The sequence below is a fragment of the Mucilaginibacter sp. RCC_168 genome (assembly GCF_041355315.1).
Taxonomy (GTDB): Bacteria; Bacteroidota; Bacteroidia; order Sphingobacteriales; family Sphingobacteriaceae; genus Mucilaginibacter.
This window is the reverse complement of the sequence record NZ_JBFUPN010000009.1, coordinates 221,271-243,617: the sequence shown is the minus strand read 5'-3', so window position 1 is coordinate 243,617 and position 22,347 is coordinate 221,271. Positions and strand designations below refer to the sequence as shown.

The following is a 22,347-nucleotide window of genomic DNA, read 5'->3' as shown; positions in this document are numbered from 1 at the left end:
AATAGTGGTTGCGAACTTAATGAAATAGGCACAGATTTCACAAATTGACCGGTACGAATTTCACAAATGGGTTGGAATTGACACTAATTTGAATGATTTTATGTTTTATTCGTGAAATTCGAACCCATTCGTGTTAATTCGTATTTAATAATTATTTATGAGGGCAGTATTACAACGCGTTACCCAGGCCAGCTGTACAGTCGATGGCAAAATTACAGGTGAGATTAAGCTGGGTTTCCTGGTTTTATTGGGTATTGAGGAGGCCGATACAGAGGATGATTTGAATTGGCTGGCCAATAAAATTGTGGGCATGCGTGTTTTTGGCGATGAAAACGGATTGATGAATAAAGCGCTGGCCGATGTTGACGGGAATGTTTTGCTCATATCACAATTCACCCTGTTTGCCCAAACTAAGAAGGGCAACCGACCATCGTTTATCAAGGCGGCCAGGCCCGATAAGGCGATACCGATGTATGAGCAAATGATCAAAACGCTGGAAATATTAACCGGAAAAAGGATAGCCACAGGTATTTTTGGAGCGGATATGAAGATCAGCCTGGTAAACGACGGACCGGTGACCATTATCATGGATACAAAGGATAAAGAGAACCATTAAAACAAATGGTCACTAATTCCACGAATTGGATCGAATTACACTAATCAAATGAACACGGATTATACTAATTAAGTCCAATTTCACGAATTAAATAATTAGTGTAATTCGATCCAATTAATGAAATTCGTGTCAATACAATTCATTATGGTTGATCTGTTATTTAAAGAAGAATCCTATAAAATTATTGGTGCCTGCTTTGAGGTCCATAAAATACTGGGGCACGGATTTAAGGAGGCTGTTTATAAAGACGCGTTGGAATTTGAGTTTATCAGGTCAGGGATCCCTTTTGTCCGGGAAAAGCCTTACACCATTATTTATAAAGAACAAAAACTTAAACACTTCTTCGTTGCCGATTTTGTAGTATATGATAATATCATCCTCGAAATAAAGATCAGCAACTATATTGGTGAACCATATATCAAACAAACACTAAACTATCTCAAAGCATCCGGTTTAAGATTAGGTATGGTAATAAATTTCGGTGCACCGTCTTTGAATTATCAAAGAGTAATATTCTAATAGTCAGGCTTCAGGCCAGTCAATTCGTGTAATTCGACAAAATTCGTGTAATTAGTGAAAAAAATTTATGGAAATTAAAGAAGCGCAGCATCTTGTAGATAAGTGGATAAAAACCATGGGTATCCGGTATTTTAATGAGCTTACCAATACGGCCATTTTGATGGAAGAGGTAGGTGAGGTGGCCCGCATTATGGCGAGGCAGTATGGCGAGCAATCATTTAAAAAATCGGATACAGAGGTGAACCTGGCAGATGAAATGGCTGATGTGTTGTTTGTATTGATATGCCTGGCTAACCAAACCGGAATCGACCTCACGGATGCGCTGGAGAAGAATATGGAAAAGAAAAGCATCCGTGATGCCGACCGGCATAAAAATAATGAAAAGCTGAAATAAAGCAGTAAATCAGAATTATATTTTGAAATAATAATTTATTTGGAATTTAATTTTGTTTCTACGTAGATTTACAAGGCCGATCAGAATTTATGGTAACACATTAATTAGCCTTGTTATGAAAGCGTATCTTATTTCGATTACCCTATTACTGTCTCTATCTGCATGCGGACATAAAGCTGAAGAGCAAAAAGAAAAAGCACAAACCAAGTTGTTTGCCCCCCCGGTTGTAAAAGCGGATGAAGAAGTGCTTGAAAAAGCTCCTATGATGCTGGATGTCGCCCTTGCGGAGCCATCAGGCAATTCTAATAACACCAGTCAGATACGTGATACCACAAAAAAGATCGTTAAAACCGGCACTATTCAGTTTGAAGCCAGCAATATTAATGCTGCCCGTAAAAAGATCCTGCAATCGCTCAAAAAATATGGGGGCTATGTGGATGAGGATAATCAAACCACCAACAGCGATATAAACCGTAAGGAGTATAATTTAAAAATAAGTATCCCGGCCAGGTATTTCGATTTCCTGGTTGATTCGGTATCGGCCTCGGCCGATAAGATCGATACCAAAAACATTTCTATAACCGATGTTACCACCCGGTACATCGACATGAAAACCCGGCTGGACAATAAAAAGATCCTGGAGAACCGGTATCTGGAACTGCTCAAAAAAGGGACAAAAATCTCGGACCTGCTGGAGATTGAAAATAAACTAACCGAGATCCGCAGTGATATTGAATCGGCCCAGGGCCAGCTGAACTACCTGAATAAACAAGTTGCCTATAGTTCCTTAGATATCACTTTTTATACTAAAGCAACCGCCCAGAATGTTGATGACCGGTTTACCAATAAATTTAAATCTTCCATTACTGCCGGGTGGGTGTTTATAAAAAACGTGTTTTTCGGGATAATTTCAATATGGCCACTACTAATAATTATAGTGATTGTTTACTTCATATTTAAAAACTCGGGAAAGAAAAGAGAGGCTAAAAAAGTGGAATAATTGCCTCCATTATTTCCGCGCGTCATTGCGAGGCACGAAGCAGTCCCCGGCAAGCAGATCCGCTCTGTATAGTATAGAGATTGCTTGGTACCTCGCAATGACGTGGTGGTTAGACTACAATAAGCAGAACCTTACCTAAACCAACCTCACCAACCGCTCTCCCTCTAACACGGGGATTGCGGTTGTAATATCAACCTGCAGGCAAAACTCAATATCTTTTTCGATACCTAATTTTTTAAGCCGCTCTCCGTGTGATGTTTTTTTGAGATAAAGGTTAATATCATCCTTACCTAATTGGAAGAGATCATTGGCGGCAATGGCTGCATCATCCAATACAAAGTCTTCTGTTTTCAGCTGTTCAATTACAGCGCCGGCAAACAGGGTGTCTTCCAGGTTAAAATTATTTTTCCAGCCGGCGCATACCAGTAATATATTTTCGTGTTGGGTTTTTAACCAGCTGCTTAATGCCGTAAGGTTTAAAAACGAACCGATAACAATGCGCTTGGCACTGCGTGATAAATGCAGGGCGTGAGTGCCGTTGGTAGTAGTAAGCACCACCGTTTTACCGGCCACCTTTTCGGCGGTGTAGGAGAATGGCGAGTTGCCAAAATCAAAGCCGTCTACTACTTTTCCATCACGCTCTGCTGCCAGCAGGTAATCCAGCCCTTTCTCTCTATACGCGGAACATTCTTCAACCTGTGATACCGGGATAATAGCCTCAGCACCGTTTTCAATACCATAACATATAGATGATGTTGCCCTAAAAATATCAATAACCACTACAATGTACTCTGCTACATTATACAACGGCAGCAATGCCGGGGTAAGGCAAACATGTGCCCCCTTGCCCCTTGAAAGGGGTATTGGGTTATCGATATTATCAGACATAATTTTAAATAAATGATTGAGAGACCCTGTTTATAGTTCCCCTTTCAGGGGGTTAGGGGGGCTACTTATAGAAAGGCGGCTTTACAATTTTAGCCTTTACTTTATTATCCCTGATGCTGATGTATATTTCAGCGCCTTCCTTGGCAAACTCTGTATTCACATAGCCCATGCCAATGGCTTTTTGTAAGGATGGCGATTGTGTTCCGGAAGTTACTTTGCCTATGTTGTTACCCTCAGCATCAACAATAGGGTAATCATGACGTGGAATACCCCGATCGATCATTTCAAAACCAACCAGCTTACGGCTTACACCTGCCTGCTTTTGTTGTTGCAGCGCTTCGGAATTAGTAAATGTTTTGCTGAATTTGGTTACCCAACCCAAACCGGCTTCCAGAGGAGAAGTGGCATCGTCAATATCATTACCGTATAAGCAGAAACCCATTTCCAGGCGCAGGGTATCACGCGCACCTAAACCAATTGGTTTAATACCAAATGGTTCGCCGGCTTTAAAAATAGCCTCCCAGATCTGATCGGCATATTGGTTATCAAAATAGATCTCAAAACCACCGGCTCCAGTATAGCCTGTTGCGGAGATGATCACATTATCAACACCGGCAAATTTCCCTCTGTTAAAAGTGTAATACTCCATCGATACCAGGTCAACATCGGTAAGGCTTTGCAATGCTTCGGCTGCTTTGGGCCCCTGGATAGCCAGCAGTGAGGTGCGATCTGATATATTTTTCATCTCCACACCCATGGTGTTATATTTGGAAATCCAGTCCCAATCTTTTTCAATGTTGGAAGCATTAACCACCAACATATAGGTTTTTTCATCTAAACGATAAACCAGCAAATCATCCACAATACCGCCATCCTCATTAGGGAGGCAGGAGTATTGTACCTTTCCGTCGTATAGTTTGGAAGCATCGTTGCTGGAAACCTGTTGTATAAGGTCAAGGGCATGGTCGCCTTTTAAAATAAATTCGCCCATGTGGCTTACATCAAATACACCTACCGCTTTACGTACAGTTTCGTGTTCGGCGTTTATCCCGGCATATTGCACAGGCATGTTATAACCAGCAAAGGGCACCATTTTGGCACCTGCTTTAATGTGTGTATCTGTTAAGGCAGTGTTCTTCATCGTTAACGTTTATGGCGCAAAAGTAATTATTCTGACGGGAATTTTGTGGACCCGATAAGGTTGATTTTTGAGACCGGAAAGCAACCGGCTCATTGCATCTTGTAAGGGCGCTTAACCTTGATAAAAAGGAGTGAGCTTTTTGTAAAACTGCGCCAGGTCATGGGCCACGGTATTTACATCATGTTGTTGTTCAACCAGCTTTCGGGCGTTTATGCCAATAATACGGCAATACTCTTCATCGGTAATACAACGCTCAATGGCATCATAAAACTCATCCTGGTCATTAGCTATAATAATGTTGGTACCATTCTCGAAATTTATGCCTTCGGCTCCGAGCGATGTGGAAATGATACATTTTTGCATGGCCATACCCTCCACGATTTTTACCCGCATACCACCGCCAGATAAAAGCGGCACTATCATAATAGCTTTGCTATTCACAAATTCAAAAGCATCATCCACTTCGCCCTGGATAAATATTTTACCCATCACTTCGTAATCGTCAAAGCGCTCCGGAATATTGTGCCCGGCAACATAAAATTTTACACGCAGGTCGCCATCGGTCAAGTCTTTATGAAAATGGTCAATAAACCATTCGATGCCTTCGCGGTTAGGCAGCCAGTCCAACGATCCCAGGAAAAACAAACTCGGAAATTCCGTTTTTTCAAAATCGGGCTGGTATTGGGTAAGATCGATCCCTACCGGGAATATTTCAACCGGGATAGTGGTTCCGTATGACAGGATGGTGTTTTTATCTTCGGTTGTAAAAACGGCAATGGCATCAACCTTATTGAGTTGCTGCAGCTCATAATCTTTTACCCGCCGGGCCAGCATGCGCAGGTACCATTTTTTAAACAGATCGCTTTTTTGCTGCGCAAGCCGCTGCCATACCTGGTGCTCTATATTGTGTGAACGATAAATAAGCTTGGCCTTGGAATGTTTACGTATAGCCCCTAAATAAGGCGTTACAAACAAACCCTCAAACTGAATAACATCATAAGCCGTTTGACGGAGCTCACGGATCAATAGCTTTTCAAACTCAGCATCATAGTACCGGTCAATATCATTTGACTTTTTACTGATGAGGTTTATCAGCCCATCAAGCACAGATACGCTGATATCGATATTGTAAGTGGTATAATTTATTTTAGTCAGCAGCTCATCAGTAACCTCATGTGGGTTACCGTTATATTTTTTTGCATTCAACGCTACCAATGATACCTTATGTCCAAGCGCAACAAGGCCTTTTATGGTGTTACACACCACAATGGCATAGCCTCCGTTTTGCGGAAACGGCACTCGGTGAGTTAAAATAAGAATTTTCAATTGGATACCTGGTTTAGTGCAAAAATACCAACCAAAACGCCTTAATCAAAGGCATCGTTAAAAAATACTTAATTGCGGGTCGGTAACACGGAATGTACGGCGGTGATATGGGGTATACCCTATCTTCATTACGGTTTCGCGATGCTTGATAGTAGGATAGCCTTTATTGCTATGCCAATCATACTCAGGATGCTCAGTGGCTATCTGCAGCATATAGTCGTCGCGGTAGGTTTTGGCCAGTATGGAAGCCGCGGCTATGCTGAAAAATTTACCATCGCCCTGTATAATACATTCATGCGGAATGTTGGGGTATTTTTTAAACCGGTTGCCGTCGATAATTAAAAACTGAGGGATTAAATGCAATTTTTCGATAGCCCGGTGCATCGCCAGGAAGGAGGCATTTAAAATATTGATCTGGTCGATCTCCAGATTATCAACCGATGCCACGGCGTAAGCAATAGCACATTGCTCTATCTCGGCACGTAACTGATATCTTACCTCTTCGGATAGTTGTTTGGAGTCGTTCAGCAAATGATGGTCAAAATCTGGTGGAAGTATTACCGCGGCGGCAAATACAGGCCCCGCCAGGCAGCCACGTCCGGCTTCATCACATCCCGCCTCAATCAAATCATACTGGTACCTGGCTGATAACATATGGGCAAATATAAGAAATGTGGGAAAGTATCAAGTAGTTAGTATCAAGTATCAAGATTTCCCTGTAGATGTTTTAAAGCAATGCGGCTGTCGTGATACTTGATACTAACTACTTGATACTGGATTTAAAATATCCTCAAAGTAAGCAGGGTAATATCATCAATGGATTTGCTTTTAACTACATGGTTCAAATGCTCCAGGAGGGTATCATTAAAATGATCGGGCGAAAGGTGACCATTAGCTTTTACAAAATCAAGCAACTTATCTTCGTTCCAGATCTTGGTGTTGATGGTTTCAAAATCCATCAGTCCATCGGTATAGTTAAATATCAGGCTACCCGGCTCCATATCTATTTCACCCTCATTTAAAAACGGCAGCTCTTCAAAAACGCCAATCATGGTTGTGCCTAATTTTAAATGTACGGCTTCTCCGTCTGAGTATAGGATGCTGGGGTTGTGGCCAGCATTAATATAGTTGAGCTTGCGTTTCTTTTCATTGTACCGGGCCAGGAACAGGGTTATAAACCGTTCGCCCTTGGTGTTGCTCAGTACTATTTTATTCAGGCGATCAATAATATTGGTCAGATCTTCCTCTACCGCAGCCCAGGCATGCAAACTGGCCTGAAAGTTGGCCATGAGCAAAGCGGCTGAAATACCCTTGCCAGACACATCGGCAATACACCATAAAAATTCGTTTTCGTTCAGCCTGATAAAGTCAAAATAATCGCCCCCTATATTCTGATGCGGCAGATATTTAGCGCCAATTTCTACACTGTCATCCTTATGCATCCGCAGCGGAATCAGCATATTCTGTACCTCAACGGCCAGCTCCATTTCGCGCTGAAAACGCTCTGATTGTAAACGTTCACGAAACAACTTCTTATTCTCCAGCGCCACAATGATCACATTCATGAGCGTTTGAATAAAGTTCAGGTCGTTGTTAAGCATTTCGCCAGAGGTATTAAAATCACCAATGAGCGCGTAGGCTAAAACTTTGCTTTTGTGATGTATAGGGATAAAGTAATTATATTTTTGGAGCAGGGGATCGTGATGACCAGTTATAGCAACGGGCGATTTGATCTTGCTTAATTTATTACAGGCCCTGCTCAACAGAATGGCGGACTCGATCTCACCGCCATATTTGGAAATACAGACAAATTTACTTTCCTTCTCAATAAAAAAGCGAAGCTTACCAACCTGCAGATAACTCTGCAAGATTACCTCGAGCATTTGTATGAGTATAGGAGTAGCGGTGTTTTTATTAATGGCCCGGGTAATCTCTAACAGGGAGTTTAACTCCGACTGTCTTTTGAGCAACAAGCTGATTAATTCATCTTCACCAGAATTATCTTCTATGTATTGCATCTGTTGTTAGTAGTCACTGACTAAAGTAAAAAAATATTTTCAAATGCGTGTACTTTGTGATTTTATATCGAAGGCATCGCGCAAGCCAACGGTAACGAGGTTAAAAGCATACACCAATAACATAATGGCCAAACCCGGAATGATGGCAAGGTACGCCGAGTTCATGACAATATAGCCATAATGTTCTTTTATCATTCCGCCCCAGGTGGGCATGGGTGGCTGCGCGCCAAAACCTAAAAAACTAAGTCCAGCTTCGAGCAGGATAGCTGAGGCAAAATTAGATGACGCCAGCACCAGGATAGGTCCGGTTATATTAGGCAAGATATGCCGGGTAATGATACGGGTATTATCAAAACCTAATGCCCGGGCTGCTTCAATATACTCTACCTGTTTAAGGCTCATCACCTGGCCGCGAACCAGGCGGGCCACTTCAACCCACATGGATAAGCCTACTGCTATAAATATCTGCCACAGTCCCTTACCTAAAGCAAAAGATATGGCAATAACCAGCAACAGGGCGGGTAATGACCATAAAATATTCATCAGCCAGCTCAGGCAGGCATCTATCCAGCCACCAAAATAACCTGCAATAGCCCCAATCGTTACCCCGAGCAGCATACTGATCAGTACCGACATTAAACCTACGGCCAGCGATATACGGGTACCCAGCAACATCCGGCTCAGCATATCCCGCCCGTAAATATCAGTACCCAGCCAAAAGGTGCGGGAAACTATCTGGTTGGCCACTATTTTATCTGTAAAACGTTTATATATCTCTTTGCTCCTGTTGATCGAAATGCCAGGATTTAATAATACCGAACCATAATGATACCGGGGTTTAATACCGTTCACCACTTCAAAAATATTATACGCTTTTCTTTCGGGTTTGTCCTCATCGCCTATATACTCATTTACAACGATAGAGTCCTGAACGAAATGATACCCGGTTATGGGAACATCCCGGTAAAACGATGGCTGGCCAAAAAGCATCCGGCTAAAGAAACCAACAGTATCAACCGGCTCACTTTTACGTACCTGCAACATCATGAAAGAAGACCCTGGTTTCTTGATACTGAGCTGTATGGTCATATTATTGGCATGCGGACTTTGATCGGGCATGATCAAATAACCCAGTATGGCCACTAATAAGGTCAATATAATAAAAACAAGCCCGGCAAGGGCAATCTTATTGCGTTTAAACGCCTGCCAGGTACGTTTTGATGGGGTAAGTTCTGCCAATAGTAATTTTGCTTTCGGCTAAATATCGTTTAAAAAGGGCAATTAACAAACGGGTAAATCAATCTTTACAATGGCTTGTTATTTGGCCGTGCTATGTTCTCTCTCCTTTGGTTACCGTGTGTACACAAGTTGCTATGCTCCGTTAGGAGCTACCTGTTTGTAGCAGATCAAATCAAAAAACAAGCTTGCTCCGTAGGTGCAACCTCTAATTAGCAGATAATCGCATTTGTCATTCTGGGGTAGCCTCGTAGAGCAATGTCATTATTTAAGGATACTCCGTAGGAGTAAAAGCTTTGTAGAAAACAAACAACAATCATTTAGCATGCCGTAGGTATGCAACCTGAGTGCAGTACCTACGGCACTGAATTGGAATTGCCTTTTTTCTACAAAGCTTTAACCCCTATGGGGTTTGCAAAATTCTTTAAATAATGACATTGCTCGTAGAGGCAAAGAGGTATAAATTTTAAGTGATACAAACAGGTAGTTCCTAACGGAGCATATTATCCTGTTGGTTATTTTCGAGATATGTCCACACAATAGCTCCTTTGGAGAGGATTATTACATGAGGGCTGTACCGGTTAGGCGAGGCTTTTTACGTTGCCTTATTATTTCACTACTCTATCTTTCCACAAGTATTTGCGATTGTTGCCCATTAGCCCAATTACCACAAAATATACAATGTGCAATGGGATCAGTAAAATAAGCAAACTTACCAGATAGGTACGCTTAAAAAATGTAGTTATAGGTAGCAGATAAAGAATCTCGAACAGGTATTTCAGTAAAAACTGAACCAGGAAAAGCTTTAAAAAGTACAGGTCATAAAAACCCAATGCGGCGTTAACCAGCAAAGAAACATTAAACAGCCAAATGCACAAGCCAAAGACCACCACTTTTTTATCCTTGTATTTGGTTGATTTGGACGCCCATCGTCGTCTTTGCTGCATAAATTCCTGCAGGGTATGTTTGGCGTGGGTATACACCACAGCTTCGGTTCGTTTTAAAAATCCGATCCTGCCGGGATAGCGTTCGGCAACTTTTTGCAGTAGCAGTTCATCATCACCCGATGCCAGATCATCAATACCGGCAAAACCGCCAACTTCATAAAATACATCTTTACGATAGGCAAAATTTGCCCCGTTACAGGTTGATGCACGGCCATTGCCAATAAATGCGGCGCCAATACCTATCAGATAACCAAACTCCAGGGTTTGCATCAGTTCAAATAACGAACGTTCCTCAAAATAAGTTACCGGCGATGATACCATGACCAGGTTATTGGTTTCGTAATAACCCACAATAGAGGATAGCCATGCGGGCCCCATGCGGCAATCCGCATCGGTGGCAACCATGAGCTCGCCAGTAGATAACTTGATGGCTTCGGCAATGGCTTTTTTCTTATAAGAATTGAGCACGCGTTCTTCCTGCAATTGCAACAATTTAACTCCACGGTCGGCATAACTGCTGATGATGGCCGCGGTATTATCAGTAGAATGATCGTCAACAATGATCACCTCAAACAGGTGTTTAGGATAATCCTGTGCTAAAACATCATCAATAGTTAAACTGATCCGCTCTTCCTCATTCCGGGCCGCTATCAATATAGTAACTTTGGTTTGGAAGGAGGTGTTTTTTACCGGACTAACCTTTACCCTGCTCCATCCACGTATCAAATAAATTAATAATAGCAGGTAAATACCTGTTAAAAACAGCGAAACGAAACTATGCAGTGCGATCAAAGAATTTGAGTTTAAAAACGAATAAAGACCCTAAAATGGCCGGAATAATTAAATTGATAAGCCATATAGACGATACGCCTGCAATAATAGCTATTTTTTGATCGGTTACATAAGCAAACAAGTGCGAGGCGGTAAAGCTGCGGACACCCACATCGAGCAGATCAAGCGAAGGAACGGCCGAGGTCACAAAGAAATAAACAAACAGCATCATCACCATTGGAAAAAACGCAAATTGCGGAATAAGCAGGTGAAATACAATACAGTACTGGATGGTAAACGTAACATAACGGGCCATACTAAAGCCCAGAATCCGAATCAATTCATTGGTTTTATACCGACCCATGATCTCAAAAAACTTGTTGTATTTTCTGAGGAAAGCTATCCGGTTAAGTAAATTAATGATGCCTTTGATGTGAAAAAAGCAGATGAGCAATACGGCCAGGGTTAACGCTGATATCAGGATGATGGCCACAAATAACCAGGTACTTACCGGGATGTAATTATAAAAAAGCCACACTATGGCTATCAAACCTAAAAGATTGGTCATAATAATTTGCCCAAAAGCACCAACTGCCATGGCAAAAACACCATGTATCCGTTTACGGTTGGGCAAAAACATAACCCGGCCACCATATTCACCAACCCTGTTCGGTGTGGAAATAGCCCAGGTAAGTCCGCAAAAGACAGCCTCTATTGATTCCCATATAGAGATATTGACCAATCTTTTGGCCAGGTATTGCCATTTAAACGCCTCCAGCACCCAGTTAACTACCATGAGTAAAACCACTATGCCCATAACTACTAACACATGGGTACTGTTTATTTGAGCGGTTAAAGTCTGAAACTGTTTGAGATCGTTATTCTTTTTATAAAACTGGTGATATATATACCAGCCGGCCATGACCAACACAGCCGCTTTAAGCGAAATGGAAATTATTTTTTTTGTAGAAGTAGTCAAAGGTAAATTTTATGCAATGTTACAAAAAAACCGGGCAAGCTTTTCGCTTGCCCGGTATAACATCACATTATAGTATATGTTTTGTTTATTTTAACCGCGTTTTTAAAAAAGCTATGGTATTGGCATAGGCATCTTTGGTTGCATTACTGTCGTAAATAGGATTGCTGGGATTTGCAAAACCATGATCGGCATCATATTGATGCAGGTATAGCTTTTTACCGGCCTTTTTCATGTCGGCATCAAATTTAGCAACCACCTTAGGGTTTATCCATTGATCTTTGTTGGCAAAATTACCTAATACATCAGCATTTAATGTTTTTAACCGGTTAACATCCTGCTCCGGCATTCCGTAGTACATTACGCAACCGGCAGCGTTTTTACCAGCCAGCAAACTGGTTTGCAGGCTCCAGCCACCACCAAAACACCAGCCAACGGTAGCAATATGTGCCTTAGGACCCGTATAAGCGATGGCTCCATTGATGATAGCCTTCGCGCGGTCTTCGTTTACAGCCTGCATAAATTTACCCGCTTCTTCTTTTGTGGTAGCCACTTTACCATCGTAAAGGTCAAGATCGATCACGTTAACATTGCCCAGGTCGTTGTAGATCTTTTCAGATTCTTTCTTTACAAAATCATTCAATCCCCACCATTCGTGTATTACCAGGACATAGTTATTGGTTGCCTTTTTGGCTTTCAGCAAATACGCGGTTGATTCTTTACCATCAGCGGTTTTATAGGTGATAGCTGTACCAATGGTACTTTGAAAATGAATGGGCAACGGGTTTTTGTGGGCAGCTCTGAATTTCTCGCTGGATGCCAGCATGGCAAACTGCCTTGTTGCCGAAGGTTTGCTACAGCAAACTACCCTGCGTTGCGCAAAGGCAACAACGCCCAAGCAAATAAACAGGGCTAAAAAGGTTATTTTTTTCATAGACGGTTTTTAGTGTTATAGTATAAGTGATACAATAACAATACGTGACTAAGCTATTTTGGTTGTGTGTTTGTGCAAATAAATTTACAACGTTAACCGGTTTAATTAGTTCGTGCCCGGTATTTATTTTGCACCTCACAAAACCATTCAGTATACAGCCAAAAAATAAGGAGGGAAGGGATGTTTAAAAAAAGCTGTTTTGCCGGAGTAGCAAGCAAACAGATCCTTTTCGGGAATATAAGTAACTGGAGCAAAACCTAAACTACCAATTATGTATAGGAATATACTGCCGGTATGTTAACCAGCGACAAAAATGATCCAAAATAAGCCAGGGACAGTACTTTTTTTAAAACAAAACACCGGGTAATGTAGCCCCGGTGTTTTGTTTTAACTTATAATTTACCAACGACCGCCACCGCCGCCGCCTCTGTTACTATCTTTTGAGTAGCCGCCGCCACCACCACGGTTTCCACCGCCGTAGCCGCCACCGCCGCCACGGTTTCCACCGTAACCGCCGCCACCACCGCCTCTGCGGTCGGTTGCTTTTTTCTCTTCGGCCTGGCTTACTGCTATTGAACGACCTCTAACTTCAGAGCCATTTAAGCCGGTAATAGCTAATTGGGCAGCCTCATCATCAGGCATTTCAACAAATCCAAAACCCTTGCTTCTTCCGGATTCCCTGTCAATAATTATTTTTACAGTGCTTACTTCACCGTACGCTTCAAAAAGCTCTTTTAAATCGGCTTCCTCTAATTGAAAAGGAAGACTTCCTGCAAATATGTTCATCAATTTTTAATTTATAATAGCAAGGTTCTTTTTTACTTGCCTCGTTTTGTTAACATCAAATATAGTAATAGATATTTGATGATTACTGCAAGAATTTGTGAATGAACGTTTTTATTTTTTTTTAATAATTAAAATATCATTTAACTAAAACAAAACAACACCCATTTGCGTTAAAGGTTTTCCTTAAAAATACTCATGCAATTTGGGCCAAATCGTCTAATTTACAGACTCAATGATATAAAGTTTGCCATTGAGACTGAAACTATCGCCCGTTGTTTTACCCATGAGCAGAGTACCAATAGGTGAGGCAGGGGACACTGCAAAGTAGCTTTTAGCGTCAACAGAGAAGCTTCCGGCGCTTATAGCCAGGTAAAAATTACCATTATTGGTTGTGATCACACTGCCTGTTTCGGCTTTAATGCTTATGCCATTAGTATTGATACGGTTAAGGGCCACCATGAGTTTATTGGCCTCATTCAGCTGGGTTAAATTACGGTTGGTTTCCTGCTGCATCATGGCCCTGCCGGTTTCATATTTATCCCCGGCACTGCTTTTGGTATCTTCGTTTGATGCTTTTTGTGCTTCTTTGATCCCAAGCTCGGCAGCATCCATGCTTTTGCGTACATAATTTACGCAGGCCTCATGTAATTTCTTTTTCAGATCGCTCATGTATATGATTAAATTTCAACAGTAAGGGAATAATGAAAAGCTATCATACGGTGACATTATATTTATTTCCCAAAAAGCAAATAAAGCAATTTATTATCAGGAGGAGAGAGACAAAATCCGGTATAAAATAAAAGCCCCCTTGCACTCGCTGCTTGGGGGCTTTAAACCTAAACCTTATCACTATTTGCAGGTGTGAACCTACAAAGTAGATAAACGTATCAAATTGCCAAAATGGTATATTAACCTGCCACTAATTGACAAAATAATGATAATTAAACCACCATATATATATTAATCACCTAATTACCAGTGATTTGTAAATTTTCCTACGGATGAAAAAATTTACTCCTGATTTTAATTTTATACAAAAAAACGCCGGGCGACAAATCACCCGGTGTTTTGATACTATTTGCTGGCAAACGCTATATTATACATTCTCCATACCGTAATGTTTCAGTATATCGGTTGGTACGCCTGTCCATTTACCTGGGGCATTACCTGCATAGCCAATATCCTTAACACCCATTTCACTGGTAAAAAAGCCTGATGCGGTTAAATCGCGCATGCGGTTAAAAAATGCTACGCCCTGGGCCATTTCAGGCTTTGCTTTTGCGGGATAGGCAATATCATCAATCACCTCTATTTGCTGTGCATGGCTGCTATCGGTAAATGTTTTGCCAAAGCGGTTGAGGCATTGCAGATCGAGCCAACGCAAACCACCACGCAAAGGTGTTTGGTGGTAAGGCATATCTTTTACAATAAACTCAATAAATTCAGGCACCTTGGCATCTGTCGCGCTGCCCGATTTCTCGTCTTTGGGGATAATGATATCTACCAATACGGTTATGGTAGCCATTTCTGCCGGTGTAAAGAATTTATCGGCATTCAGCTTTTTATCGCGTTCAACCTCAAATGGCTGGCGACCGGCTTCGGGTGCTGCTGGTGCGGATGCTGCCTCTTCACCTGTTTTTTTAGTATCGGTTTTACAGGCTTCCAGTAATAATCCTGCTGAGAGTGTACCAAAGCCTATAGCTTTTAGGGAGTCACGTCTGTTCATAACTAATTTTTATTGGGGCTTGTTAAACGTTTAATTTTTTTCTTTCCTGTAAAATATACTCGGCGGTACGCATAGACAGGGCCAGGATAGTCCAGGTGGCATTTTTATCACCTTGCTGAACAAACGGAGCCGCATCAACCACAAACAGGTTTTTGCAATCATGCGCCTGGCACCATTTATTTAGAGCCGATTTTTTAGGATCGTCGCCCATACGTATGGTTCCTACTTCGTGGATGATCTTACCCGGGGCCTCTAAACCGTAATTGGTATCGGCACCCTGAGGAGGCCCATAAATGGCGCCCATGTTATGCATGATCTCCTGGAAGGTTTCCTGCATGTGTTTTGCCTGCTTGATCTCGTCATCGGCCCATTTATAATGAAAACGCAGTACCGGGATACCGTACTTATCTACCACATTGGGGTCAATTTCGCAATAGTTATCATAGCGGGCAATGGCTGTACCGCGACCGGCCATACCAAATTGTGTACCATAAAAACGACGGTAGTCATCTTTTAATGAAGCGCCATAACCACCGGCTTCTTTCTTTTTACCATTACGATCGGGCACTGCGCCATTCATATTATGGATGCCGCCGCCAAAACCGTATGATGGCATGTGTAAGCCACCACCATATTCAATGTGATAGCCGCGAGGAAAATCCAGTTTTTTATTATCCAGCCACCATGGCGAGTAAATGTGCACACTGCCCACACCATCTTCGTTGTAGCGTTTACGATCCATCAGTTGCGGCAGGAAACCACCCGCACTTGATCCGGTTGAATCATGCAGGTAACGACCAACTACACCACTGCTATTGGCCAAACCGCCCGGATGCGCCGCTGATTTGGAATTCAGCAGGATACGTGCCGATTCACCGGCGCTGGCACCAAGTACTACCGCTTTGGCATTTACCTGGTATTCCTGCATATCTTCTTTACTGATGTATGACACACCCGTAGCCAGGCCTTCTTTATTGGTCAATACCTCACGCACCATGGCATTGGTAATCACCTTTAGATTGCCTGTTTTAACAGCAGGGATAACTAAACATGACGATGCCGAAAAATCGCCGTAAACCTTACAGCTCCGGCCGCACTGCCCGCAGAAGAAGCATGCACCACGATCTTTATTACCCGGCAGGGCCTCAGTTAAAACCGAACCACGACCAGCAATTGTAGTGACGCCCGCTTTTATAGCTCCTTGTTTAATATACAATTCATTTAACCTGGGTTTTGGTGGCGGAAGGAAGATACCATCAGGCTCGTTTTCCAAACCTTCTTTGGTACCGTAAACACCTATCATGCGGTCAACCTTGTCATAATATGGCTTAACTTCATCATAGGTTATCGGCCAATCATCAGTAAGGCCATCCTTGGCTTTAAAATCATGCGGCCCCATACGCAGCGAGATACGGCCCCAGTGATTGGTACGGCCGCCCAGCATCCGCGAGCGGAACCAGAAAAATTCTGTTTTGTCTTTGGTGGTATAGGGTTCACCTTCCAGTTCCCAACCGCCATAAGCAGCATCAAAATCACCAAAAGGACGGGTTGTACCCGCGCCTCGACGAGGTGATTCCCATGGCCATTTTAATTGTTGTGAGTCTTTGGCTGGGTCAAAATAGGCTCCGGCCTCCAACATTAACACTTTTACACCGGCATTGGCTAACACATAACCAGCCATACCGCCACCAGCTCCCGAACCCACAATAACTACATCGTAAGTTTCTGCTGATTTCTTGATTTGTAGATCGCTCATATAATATCAGGTGTATCCTCTGTTAAGAGAAGAAAAGATGCACGCGCAGGCATACATCTGCATTCATTTGGTTTTTATGGTATAAATATATTGAACGCAAAGCGTTACAACATAATCATTTTTAAATATTATAACTGTTTGATGTAAATATTGCGAAATGCAACGTCATGGCCGTGATCCTGAAGCGCAATATGGCCTTTTGGATATTTGGCGAAATCGGTCCAGTTTTTGAATTTACTGTTTGCCAGTAATCCTTTCCACTCTTCGCTGCCAATCTCTGTTTCTACTATTTTAGTTCCATTTAACCAAAAAGTAAGATGACCATTTTTTTTCCGCAATACAACAGAGTTCCATTCGCCGGCTGGCTTGGCAACGTCTGCTGATGGAGCTTTCATATCATATAATGAGCCCGCAAGGTGGTTTGCCTTTTTGTTGTCACTTGCTTTGGCATTATCCAATACCTGCATTTCGATGCCGGTAAGATAAGTTTCGTTGAATTTAGGATCTTCGTGCACACCGAAAATAATTCCGCTGTTGCCTGTTTCAGAGATCTTCCAATCCAGTTTCAGCTCGTAATTTTCGTATTCACCATCGGTAACCAAATCACCCTGGCCTTCGGCTTTAGGGTCAAGCTGCAATGCACCATCAACAACTTTCCATGCACCAGAACCGGTTTTTAAGTAGGTATGCCAACCGGTGGTTGTTTTACCATCAAATAGTGGTTTAAAGCCTTTGGTTTGGGCCGATACCGCAAAATGAAGCACAGGGATAGCCATGAGGCTCAAAAGGGTCTTTTTCATTATAATTGTTTTAGATTTAATTAAGATATACCATTAGGTTGGGCTAAATATATCTGCTTTTTTTCAATGCTAAAACGATTATATGAAAAATAAATTACAAACAGCTGTGAATAGCTGTGTAAAAATCTGGTTATATAAAAACGGGCTTCTTTTTAAGCTTAATGTTTACCAAAATTGAATGAGAGGTCTGAGGCCAAACCAATGGTTACATAACCATAACTATCCTCAAAAAACTGGTTATAGTCATCCTGTCCGCGGTAACCACCACCAACCATCAGGGCTGTGCTTGGCATAAACGGGAACTGGTAATAATACTTCAAACTTACATTTAGTCGTTTCTTAAAATCAACGGCCGAATAATTGTCGTACTTATCAGCTATGTAAGTAAAATCAAACCGGATACGCTGCCAGTTCTTGTACACTTTTTTTCCTTTCTCCAAGGGGTCGTCATAAGCTTTAGCCAGATTATACATCCGGCTGCCATTAACCCTGATAAATCCGTAATGATCCTTTAATCCTTCAGACATGCCCAGGCCAAATAAACCGGCGTGTACTTCAAGGGCTATATTATCGTAACGGTTAATGATCAGGTTTTCTTTATCGATCCGTTTACCCGTATAATAGGTAAGCGTATAAAAATTGGTGGTAAATTTTCCGCTGTCGCGATTAAAGCTGCCATCCGGATTTAGTGACGGCCCCCTTACCCCGTTCGAGTGATGTGAGTAGCCAAAGGACAGAAACTTTGGTTTATAAGTATCCTCATTCAACCGGTAAAATATGGTAGCCCCGGGCATAAAGCTTGGCGATTTTACCGGAGCTCCATGAGAGGCCAGCAAACGTATTTTAACTCTTGCGGTAAACGTGGCAAAAAACCGCGATTTGGGTGTTTGGAATAAGATAAAGTTTGGCGCCAGATCGGCAGTTAACTGGGTTTTTATCTTGTTAAAATAATCATTACCTCCCTCGGAGGTCCGCAGGTTTTGTATAAAGATATTATCAAAGGCATTATTGATCAACCGCCGCTTTAACAGAACAGAATCGGCGGTGGTGTCAGGCACAGATACCCCCGGTTGCTTAAGCGCCGTGTCTTTAGCCATCAAACTGGCAGGCAAAGCCAGGCAAAGCAGGCAACAGATCACTTTTAAGGCAGGGATTAGATGAATATAGCGGGCGTTGTTTTTAAAACGCGTTTTGGGGGGTATAAGATTGATCAATGTAGTATGAATTATTTTGACCGGTAGTTAAAGACCTAAAACCAATAATTTCCTGTCGCACATATGTTAAAAATTACGGCGGCAATATTAGATATTATTCTTTTTTATGAGGCATATGCAGTGTCAAACAAACGTAAAAGCTATCTATATACCCATTAGATGGCAATTCCCTGATAAAATACTGAATTGTTGATATTTATAAGCAGGGTATCTCTTGTTTTTCAATACTGTTTGTTATATTTGGTTATAGCCAATTCGTCATTTTAACCTTAGTGCCATGATAAAAGTTTCAAATATCCTTGCCCGCAAAGGCGGCCGCATAGTTACCATTGATGCCGGTAAATCAGTTTTGGAAGCATTAAAATTAATGGCTGATGAAAACATCGGCTCTGTGGTTATACTGGAGGATGGCGAATACGCCGGCCTGCTTACCGAACGGGATTATGCCCGAAAAGTGATCCTGAAGGGAAAGTCATCCCACGAAACCCTTGTGCGCGATATTATGAGTACCGGCTTACCCCGTATACTGCCTGATAACTCCATTGAAACCTGCATGCACATCATGAGCGAAAGTAATATCCGCTATCTGCCTGTTTTTATCGATGATACGCTTTGCGGTATTATTTCTATCAATGATCTGGTTACAGAAACCATACTATCTCAATTAGAAACCATTGAACAGCTAAAGAGTTATATACACTCATAGGGGAGCATGGATTTTGCGAGCAAGGAGTAAGGACTTGGAGTAAAGACAATTTGTTTTACCATTCCTTCCTTATCCTCTCTCCTTAACTATATATCTTTGTTCAAAAAATCCATATTCCTTGCTCCAAAAGCCCTTGCTCCAAAAAGCTCTTTTTTCCAAAAAGTCTTTATTTCTTTGCTCCCAAGACCCTTGTTCCCTCTTCCTTAATCCAAAAACTTGCTCCTTGTTCCAAAAATCTATACCTTGCGTAACACACCAAGTAGAACATAGTGACGTTTCAGGATTTCAATTTCAACGAACAATTATTCGAGGGCATACAAAGTATGGGCTTCAACAACCCAACGCCTATACAGGAAATGGCCATACCCGTAGTTTTAAAGGGTCATGATCTTATTGCCTGCGCACAAACCGGTACCGGTAAAACCGGCGCTTATTTGCTGCCTATATTAAATTTCATCAGCAATAGCAATAAACACCATACCAGCGCGCTTGTATTGGCGCCCACCCGTGAGCTTGCCCAGCAAATTGACCAGCAGGTAGAAGGACTGGCTTATTTTACGGGCATTAGCTCCATAGCTGTATTTGGTGGTGGCGATGGCGCCGTTTACGAGCAGCAACGCCGGGGCATTCAAAATAATGTAAACATTATTATAGCTACACCCGGCAGGCTGATTGCCCACCTTACATCAGGGGTTTTAAAGCTGAACCACCTTACCCATCTGATACTGGACGAAGCCGACCGGATGCTGGACATGGGTTTTTCTGATGATATCAAAAAAATCATCAGTTATCTGCCCAAAAACAGGCAAACGCTGCTTTTCTCAGCCACTATGCCTGGCCGTATCCGCGCACTGGCTAAGGCCATCATGAAGGAACCCGAGCAGATCAATATCGCCTTGTCGCAACCCGCTGTAGGTATCGATCAACAGATCTACCGTTTGCATGATCAGCAGAAAACACCTTTGCTGCAACTCATCCTGCGCGATTCTGCCTATGCCAGCACCATCATTTTTGCATCGCGTAAGGAGATCGTTAAATCATTATACAAAGAACTCAAAGCCATAAAAATTAACGCCAATGCTTTTCACTCCGATCTGGAGCAGCGTGAGCGTGAAGAAATACTACTGCAGTTCAAAAACAAACAGTTGCCGGTAATTATCGGTACCGATGCCTTGTCGCGCGGTATTGATGTGGAGGGGATCGACCTGGTGATCAACTATGATGTTCCCGGCGACCCGGAAGATTATATCCACCGTATTGGCCGTACCGCGCGTGCAGCCACTACAGGAACCGCCATTACTTTTGTAAATCACCGTGATGAACGTAAGCTTAAGAACATCGAACAACTCATAGAACGCCCTATCCGCCTGGTAGGTTTACCCGATGAGCTGGCCGCTATACAGCCTACGCATAGCCATAGTGCCGATCGATCGGACAATAAAAAGAAACCCAACAGACGTTTTAATAAGAAAAAACCAAAGAACAATACTAATACCCAAAAATGAACAGGAGCACAGCCCCAAAGCTGCTTTTAAGCGTACTATTAGGCGTAACATTATTAACACCTGCTGTTAATGCCAACGCACAAGACAAAAAAACATCAGGCAATCCCGTGGTTGAAGGCTGGTATGCCGATCCCGAAGCCAAAATATTTAACCACCAGTACTGGCTATATCCTACATACTCTGCCAAATACAATGAGCAGGTATTTATGGATGCCTTTTCATCGCCCGATTTGGTGCATTGGACCAAACATCCACATATTATTGATACCAGCGGAGTTAAATGGGTGAGGCGTGCTCTTTGGGCTCCCGCAGTTACCGAAAAAGATGGTAAATACTACATTTTCTTCGGCGCTAACGATATCCAGAACAATAACGAAAAAGGCGGCATAGGTGTAGCTGTAAGCGACAAGCCCGAAGGCCCTTTCAAAGACTACCTGGGCAAACCCCTTATCGACCAGATCATTAACAAAGCCCAACCTATCGACCAATTTGTTTTCCGTGACGATAACGGCCAGTACTATATGATATACGGAGGCTGGGGTCAATGTAATATAGTGAAACTAAAGAACGATTTTACAGGTGTTGAGCCTTTTGAAGATGGTGTAATCTATAAGAAAATAACCCCCGAAGGCTATGTAGAAGGCCCTGTAATGTTTAAGCGCAAGGGTAAATATTACTTTATGTGGAGCGAAGGCGGCTGGACCGGTCCGGATTACCGGGTGGCTTATGCCATTGGCGACACCCCTTTTGGTCCATTTAAGCGCATTGGCACTATTTTGAAGCAGGATGCCAGCATTGCCACCGGCGCAGGCCATCATTCGGTAATCAACGTACCCGGTACAGACGAATGGTATATTGTTTACCATCGCAGACCGCTTACCGAAACGGATGCCAACCACCGGGTGATGTGTATCGATAAAATGTACTTTGACAAGGATGGCAACATTCAACCCGTGAAGATTACGAACGAAGGCGTTACTGCCAGGAAGCTCAAGTAGAAAACTTTTTAAACCTTTAATTTTAACACTTTTTTAGTCGAAAACAGGGTAAAATAGCTTAGTTATTCATCATTTTTATTACGTTTTACC

General features: G+C 42.4%; 22 protein-coding genes. 7 read left to right on the top strand and 15 right to left on the bottom strand.

Annotated features, from left to right (window positions below):
* Window positions 1-157: 157 nt before the first annotated feature.
* From dtd to AB6735_RS10840, 4 genes are all read left to right on the top strand, one after another.
* Window positions 158-616 (top strand): D-aminoacyl-tRNA deacylase, encoded by a 459-nt coding sequence (dtd, locus tag AB6735_RS10855; protein WP_370995946.1) that lies wholly within the window; start codon window positions 158-160, stop codon window positions 614-616.
* A 117-nt stretch (window positions 617-733) separates the two neighbouring features.
* Window positions 734-1,135 (top strand): GxxExxY protein, encoded by a 402-nt coding sequence (locus AB6735_RS10850; RefSeq protein WP_370995945.1) that lies wholly within the window; start codon window positions 734-736, stop codon window positions 1,133-1,135.
* 67 nt (window positions 1,136-1,202) lie between these two features.
* Window positions 1,203-1,529 (top strand): nucleotide pyrophosphohydrolase, encoded by a 327-nt coding sequence (locus AB6735_RS10845; protein ID WP_090472907.1) that lies wholly within the window; start codon window positions 1,203-1,205, stop codon window positions 1,527-1,529.
* Between the two features lie 115 nt (window positions 1,530-1,644).
* Window positions 1,645-2,529: a DUF4349 domain-containing protein gene (locus AB6735_RS10840; RefSeq protein WP_370995944.1), complete on the top strand. Its 885-nt coding sequence runs from the start codon at window positions 1,645-1,647 to the stop codon at window positions 2,527-2,529.
* 135 nt (window positions 2,530-2,664) lie between these two features.
* Here AB6735_RS10840 and AB6735_RS10835 read toward each other — a convergent pair whose 3' ends face one another.
* The 15 genes from AB6735_RS10835 to AB6735_RS10765 all read right to left on the bottom strand — a co-directional run bounded on the left by AB6735_RS10835 (window position 2,665) and on the right by AB6735_RS10765 (window position 19,048).
* Window positions 2,665-3,417 (bottom strand): 2-phosphosulfolactate phosphatase, encoded by a 753-nt coding sequence (locus tag AB6735_RS10835; protein ID WP_370995943.1) that lies wholly within the window; start codon window positions 3,415-3,417, stop codon window positions 2,665-2,667.
* Window positions 3,418-3,478: 61 nt separating this feature from the next.
* Window positions 3,479-4,558, bottom strand: a complete 1,080-nt coding sequence (gene gcvT, locus AB6735_RS10830; RefSeq protein ID WP_370995942.1) for a glycine cleavage system aminomethyltransferase GcvT — start codon at window positions 4,556-4,558, stop codon at window positions 3,479-3,481.
* A gap of 111 nt (window positions 4,559-4,669) precedes the next feature.
* Window positions 4,670-5,884, bottom strand: a complete 1,215-nt coding sequence (locus tag AB6735_RS10825) for a glycosyltransferase family 4 protein (protein WP_370995941.1) — start codon at window positions 5,882-5,884, stop codon at window positions 4,670-4,672.
* A 57-nt stretch (window positions 5,885-5,941) separates the two neighbouring features.
* A complete protein-coding gene (locus tag AB6735_RS10820) occupies window positions 5,942-6,538 on the bottom strand; it encodes a ribonuclease HII (RefSeq protein WP_370995940.1) in 597 nt (198 codons plus the stop codon).
* Window positions 6,539-6,663: 125 nt separating this feature from the next.
* Window positions 6,664-7,902 carry a PP2C family protein-serine/threonine phosphatase gene (locus AB6735_RS10815; protein WP_370995939.1) on the bottom strand — a complete coding sequence of 413 codons (1,239 nt, stop codon included), beginning with the start codon at window positions 7,900-7,902 and terminating at the stop codon, window positions 6,664-6,666.
* 39 nt (window positions 7,903-7,941) lie between these two features.
* Window positions 7,942-9,141, bottom strand: coding sequence for an ABC transporter permease (locus AB6735_RS10810; RefSeq protein WP_370995938.1), 1,200 nt, complete (start codon window positions 9,139-9,141; stop codon window positions 7,942-7,944).
* Window positions 9,142-9,746: 605 nt separating this feature from the next.
* On the bottom strand, window positions 9,747-10,877 hold the full coding sequence (locus AB6735_RS10805) for a glycosyltransferase (RefSeq protein ID WP_370995937.1): 1,131 nt from the start codon (window positions 10,875-10,877) through the stop codon (window positions 9,747-9,749).
* Window positions 10,861-11,835, bottom strand: a complete 975-nt coding sequence (locus tag AB6735_RS10800) for a lysylphosphatidylglycerol synthase domain-containing protein (protein ID WP_370995936.1) — start codon at window positions 11,833-11,835, stop codon at window positions 10,861-10,863. The genes AB6735_RS10805 and AB6735_RS10800 overlap by 17 nt, the downstream gene beginning before the upstream one ends.
* Before the next feature lie 85 nt (window positions 11,836-11,920).
* On the bottom strand, window positions 11,921-12,766 hold the full coding sequence (locus tag AB6735_RS10795; protein WP_370995935.1) for a dienelactone hydrolase family protein: 846 nt from the start codon (window positions 12,764-12,766) through the stop codon (window positions 11,921-11,923).
* A gap of 399 nt (window positions 12,767-13,165) precedes the next feature.
* The gene (locus AB6735_RS10790; protein ID WP_370995934.1) at window positions 13,166-13,552 is read right to left on the bottom strand and encodes an RNA recognition motif domain-containing protein; all 387 of its coding nucleotides are present in this window, start codon (window positions 13,550-13,552) and stop codon (window positions 13,166-13,168) included.
* 216 nt (window positions 13,553-13,768) lie between these two features.
* Entirely contained in the window at window positions 13,769-14,221 is a 453-nt protein-coding gene (locus AB6735_RS10785; protein WP_370995933.1) for a 3-oxoacyl-ACP synthase, read from the bottom strand.
* Between the two features lie 427 nt (window positions 14,222-14,648).
* Window positions 14,649-15,278 carry a gluconate 2-dehydrogenase subunit 3 family protein gene (locus AB6735_RS10780; RefSeq protein WP_370995932.1) on the bottom strand — a complete coding sequence of 210 codons (630 nt, stop codon included), beginning with the start codon at window positions 15,276-15,278 and terminating at the stop codon, window positions 14,649-14,651.
* Between the two features lie 22 nt (window positions 15,279-15,300).
* Window positions 15,301-17,034 carry a GMC family oxidoreductase gene (locus tag AB6735_RS10775; RefSeq protein ID WP_370995931.1) on the bottom strand — a complete coding sequence of 578 codons (1,734 nt, stop codon included), beginning with the start codon at window positions 17,032-17,034 and terminating at the stop codon, window positions 15,301-15,303.
* A gap of 128 nt (window positions 17,035-17,162) precedes the next feature.
* Window positions 17,163-17,834 carry a DUF1080 domain-containing protein gene (locus tag AB6735_RS10770; protein WP_370995930.1) on the bottom strand — a complete coding sequence of 224 codons (672 nt, stop codon included), beginning with the start codon at window positions 17,832-17,834 and terminating at the stop codon, window positions 17,163-17,165.
* 158 nt (window positions 17,835-17,992) lie between these two features.
* On the bottom strand, window positions 17,993-19,048 hold the full coding sequence (locus AB6735_RS10765) for a hypothetical protein (RefSeq protein WP_370995929.1): 1,056 nt from the start codon (window positions 19,046-19,048) through the stop codon (window positions 17,993-17,995).
* Window positions 19,049-19,325: 277 nt separating this feature from the next.
* Between AB6735_RS10765 and AB6735_RS10760 the strand changes: the two genes are divergently transcribed.
* From AB6735_RS10760 to AB6735_RS10750, 3 genes are all read left to right on the top strand, one after another.
* Window positions 19,326-19,754, top strand: a complete 429-nt coding sequence (locus AB6735_RS10760) for a CBS domain-containing protein (protein WP_370995928.1) — start codon at window positions 19,326-19,328, stop codon at window positions 19,752-19,754.
* A gap of 269 nt (window positions 19,755-20,023) precedes the next feature.
* Window positions 20,024-21,259 carry a DEAD/DEAH box helicase gene (locus tag AB6735_RS10755; RefSeq protein ID WP_370995927.1) on the top strand — a complete coding sequence of 412 codons (1,236 nt, stop codon included), beginning with the start codon at window positions 20,024-20,026 and terminating at the stop codon, window positions 21,257-21,259.
* A complete protein-coding gene (locus AB6735_RS10750) occupies window positions 21,256-22,257 on the top strand; it encodes a glycoside hydrolase family 43 protein (RefSeq protein ID WP_370995926.1) in 1,002 nt (333 codons plus the stop codon). Before AB6735_RS10755 ends, AB6735_RS10750 begins: the two co-directional genes overlap by 4 nt.
* Window positions 22,258-22,347: the final 90 nt, after the last annotated feature.

Bases quoted from the DNA above. Each gene is read 5' to 3' on its own strand.
- dtd (WP_370995946.1), top strand. From the start codon at position 158: ATGAGGGCAGTATTACAACGCGTTACCCAGGCCAGCTGTACAGTCGAT.
- AB6735_RS10850 (WP_370995945.1), top strand. From the start codon at position 734: ATGAAATTCGTGTCAATACAATTCATTATGGTTGATCTGTTATTTAAA.
- AB6735_RS10845 (WP_090472907.1), top strand. From the start codon at position 1,203: ATGGAAATTAAAGAAGCGCAGCATCTTGTAGATAAGTGGATAAAAACC.
- AB6735_RS10840 (WP_370995944.1), top strand. From the start codon at position 1,645: ATGAAAGCGTATCTTATTTCGATTACCCTATTACTGTCTCTATCTGCA.
- AB6735_RS10835 (WP_370995943.1), bottom strand. From the start codon at position 3,417: ATGTCTGATAATATCGATAACCCAATACCCCTTTCAAGGGGCAAGGGG.
- gcvT (WP_370995942.1), bottom strand. From the start codon at position 4,558: ATGAAGAACACTGCCTTAACAGATACACACATTAAAGCAGGTGCCAAA.
- AB6735_RS10820 (WP_370995940.1), bottom strand. From the start codon at position 6,538: ATGTTATCAGCCAGGTACCAGTATGATTTGATTGAGGCGGGATGTGAT.
- AB6735_RS10815 (WP_370995939.1), bottom strand. From the start codon at position 7,902: ATGCAATACATAGAAGATAATTCTGGTGAAGATGAATTAATCAGCTTG.
- AB6735_RS10795 (WP_370995935.1), bottom strand. From the start codon at position 12,766: ATGAAAAAAATAACCTTTTTAGCCCTGTTTATTTGCTTGGGCGTTGTT.
- AB6735_RS10790 (WP_370995934.1), bottom strand. From the start codon at position 13,552: ATGAACATATTTGCAGGAAGTCTTCCTTTTCAATTAGAGGAAGCCGAT.
- AB6735_RS10785 (WP_370995933.1), bottom strand. From the start codon at position 14,221: ATGAGCGATCTGAAAAAGAAATTACATGAGGCCTGCGTAAATTATGTA.
- AB6735_RS10780 (WP_370995932.1), bottom strand. From the start codon at position 15,278: ATGAACAGACGTGACTCCCTAAAAGCTATAGGCTTTGGTACACTCTCA.
- AB6735_RS10775 (WP_370995931.1), bottom strand. From the start codon at position 17,034: ATGAGCGATCTACAAATCAAGAAATCAGCAGAAACTTACGATGTAGTT.
- AB6735_RS10770 (WP_370995930.1), bottom strand. From the start codon at position 17,834: ATGAAAAAGACCCTTTTGAGCCTCATGGCTATCCCTGTGCTTCATTTT.
- AB6735_RS10760 (WP_370995928.1), top strand. From the start codon at position 19,326: ATGATAAAAGTTTCAAATATCCTTGCCCGCAAAGGCGGCCGCATAGTT.
- AB6735_RS10750 (WP_370995926.1), top strand. From the start codon at position 21,256: ATGAACAGGAGCACAGCCCCAAAGCTGCTTTTAAGCGTACTATTAGGC.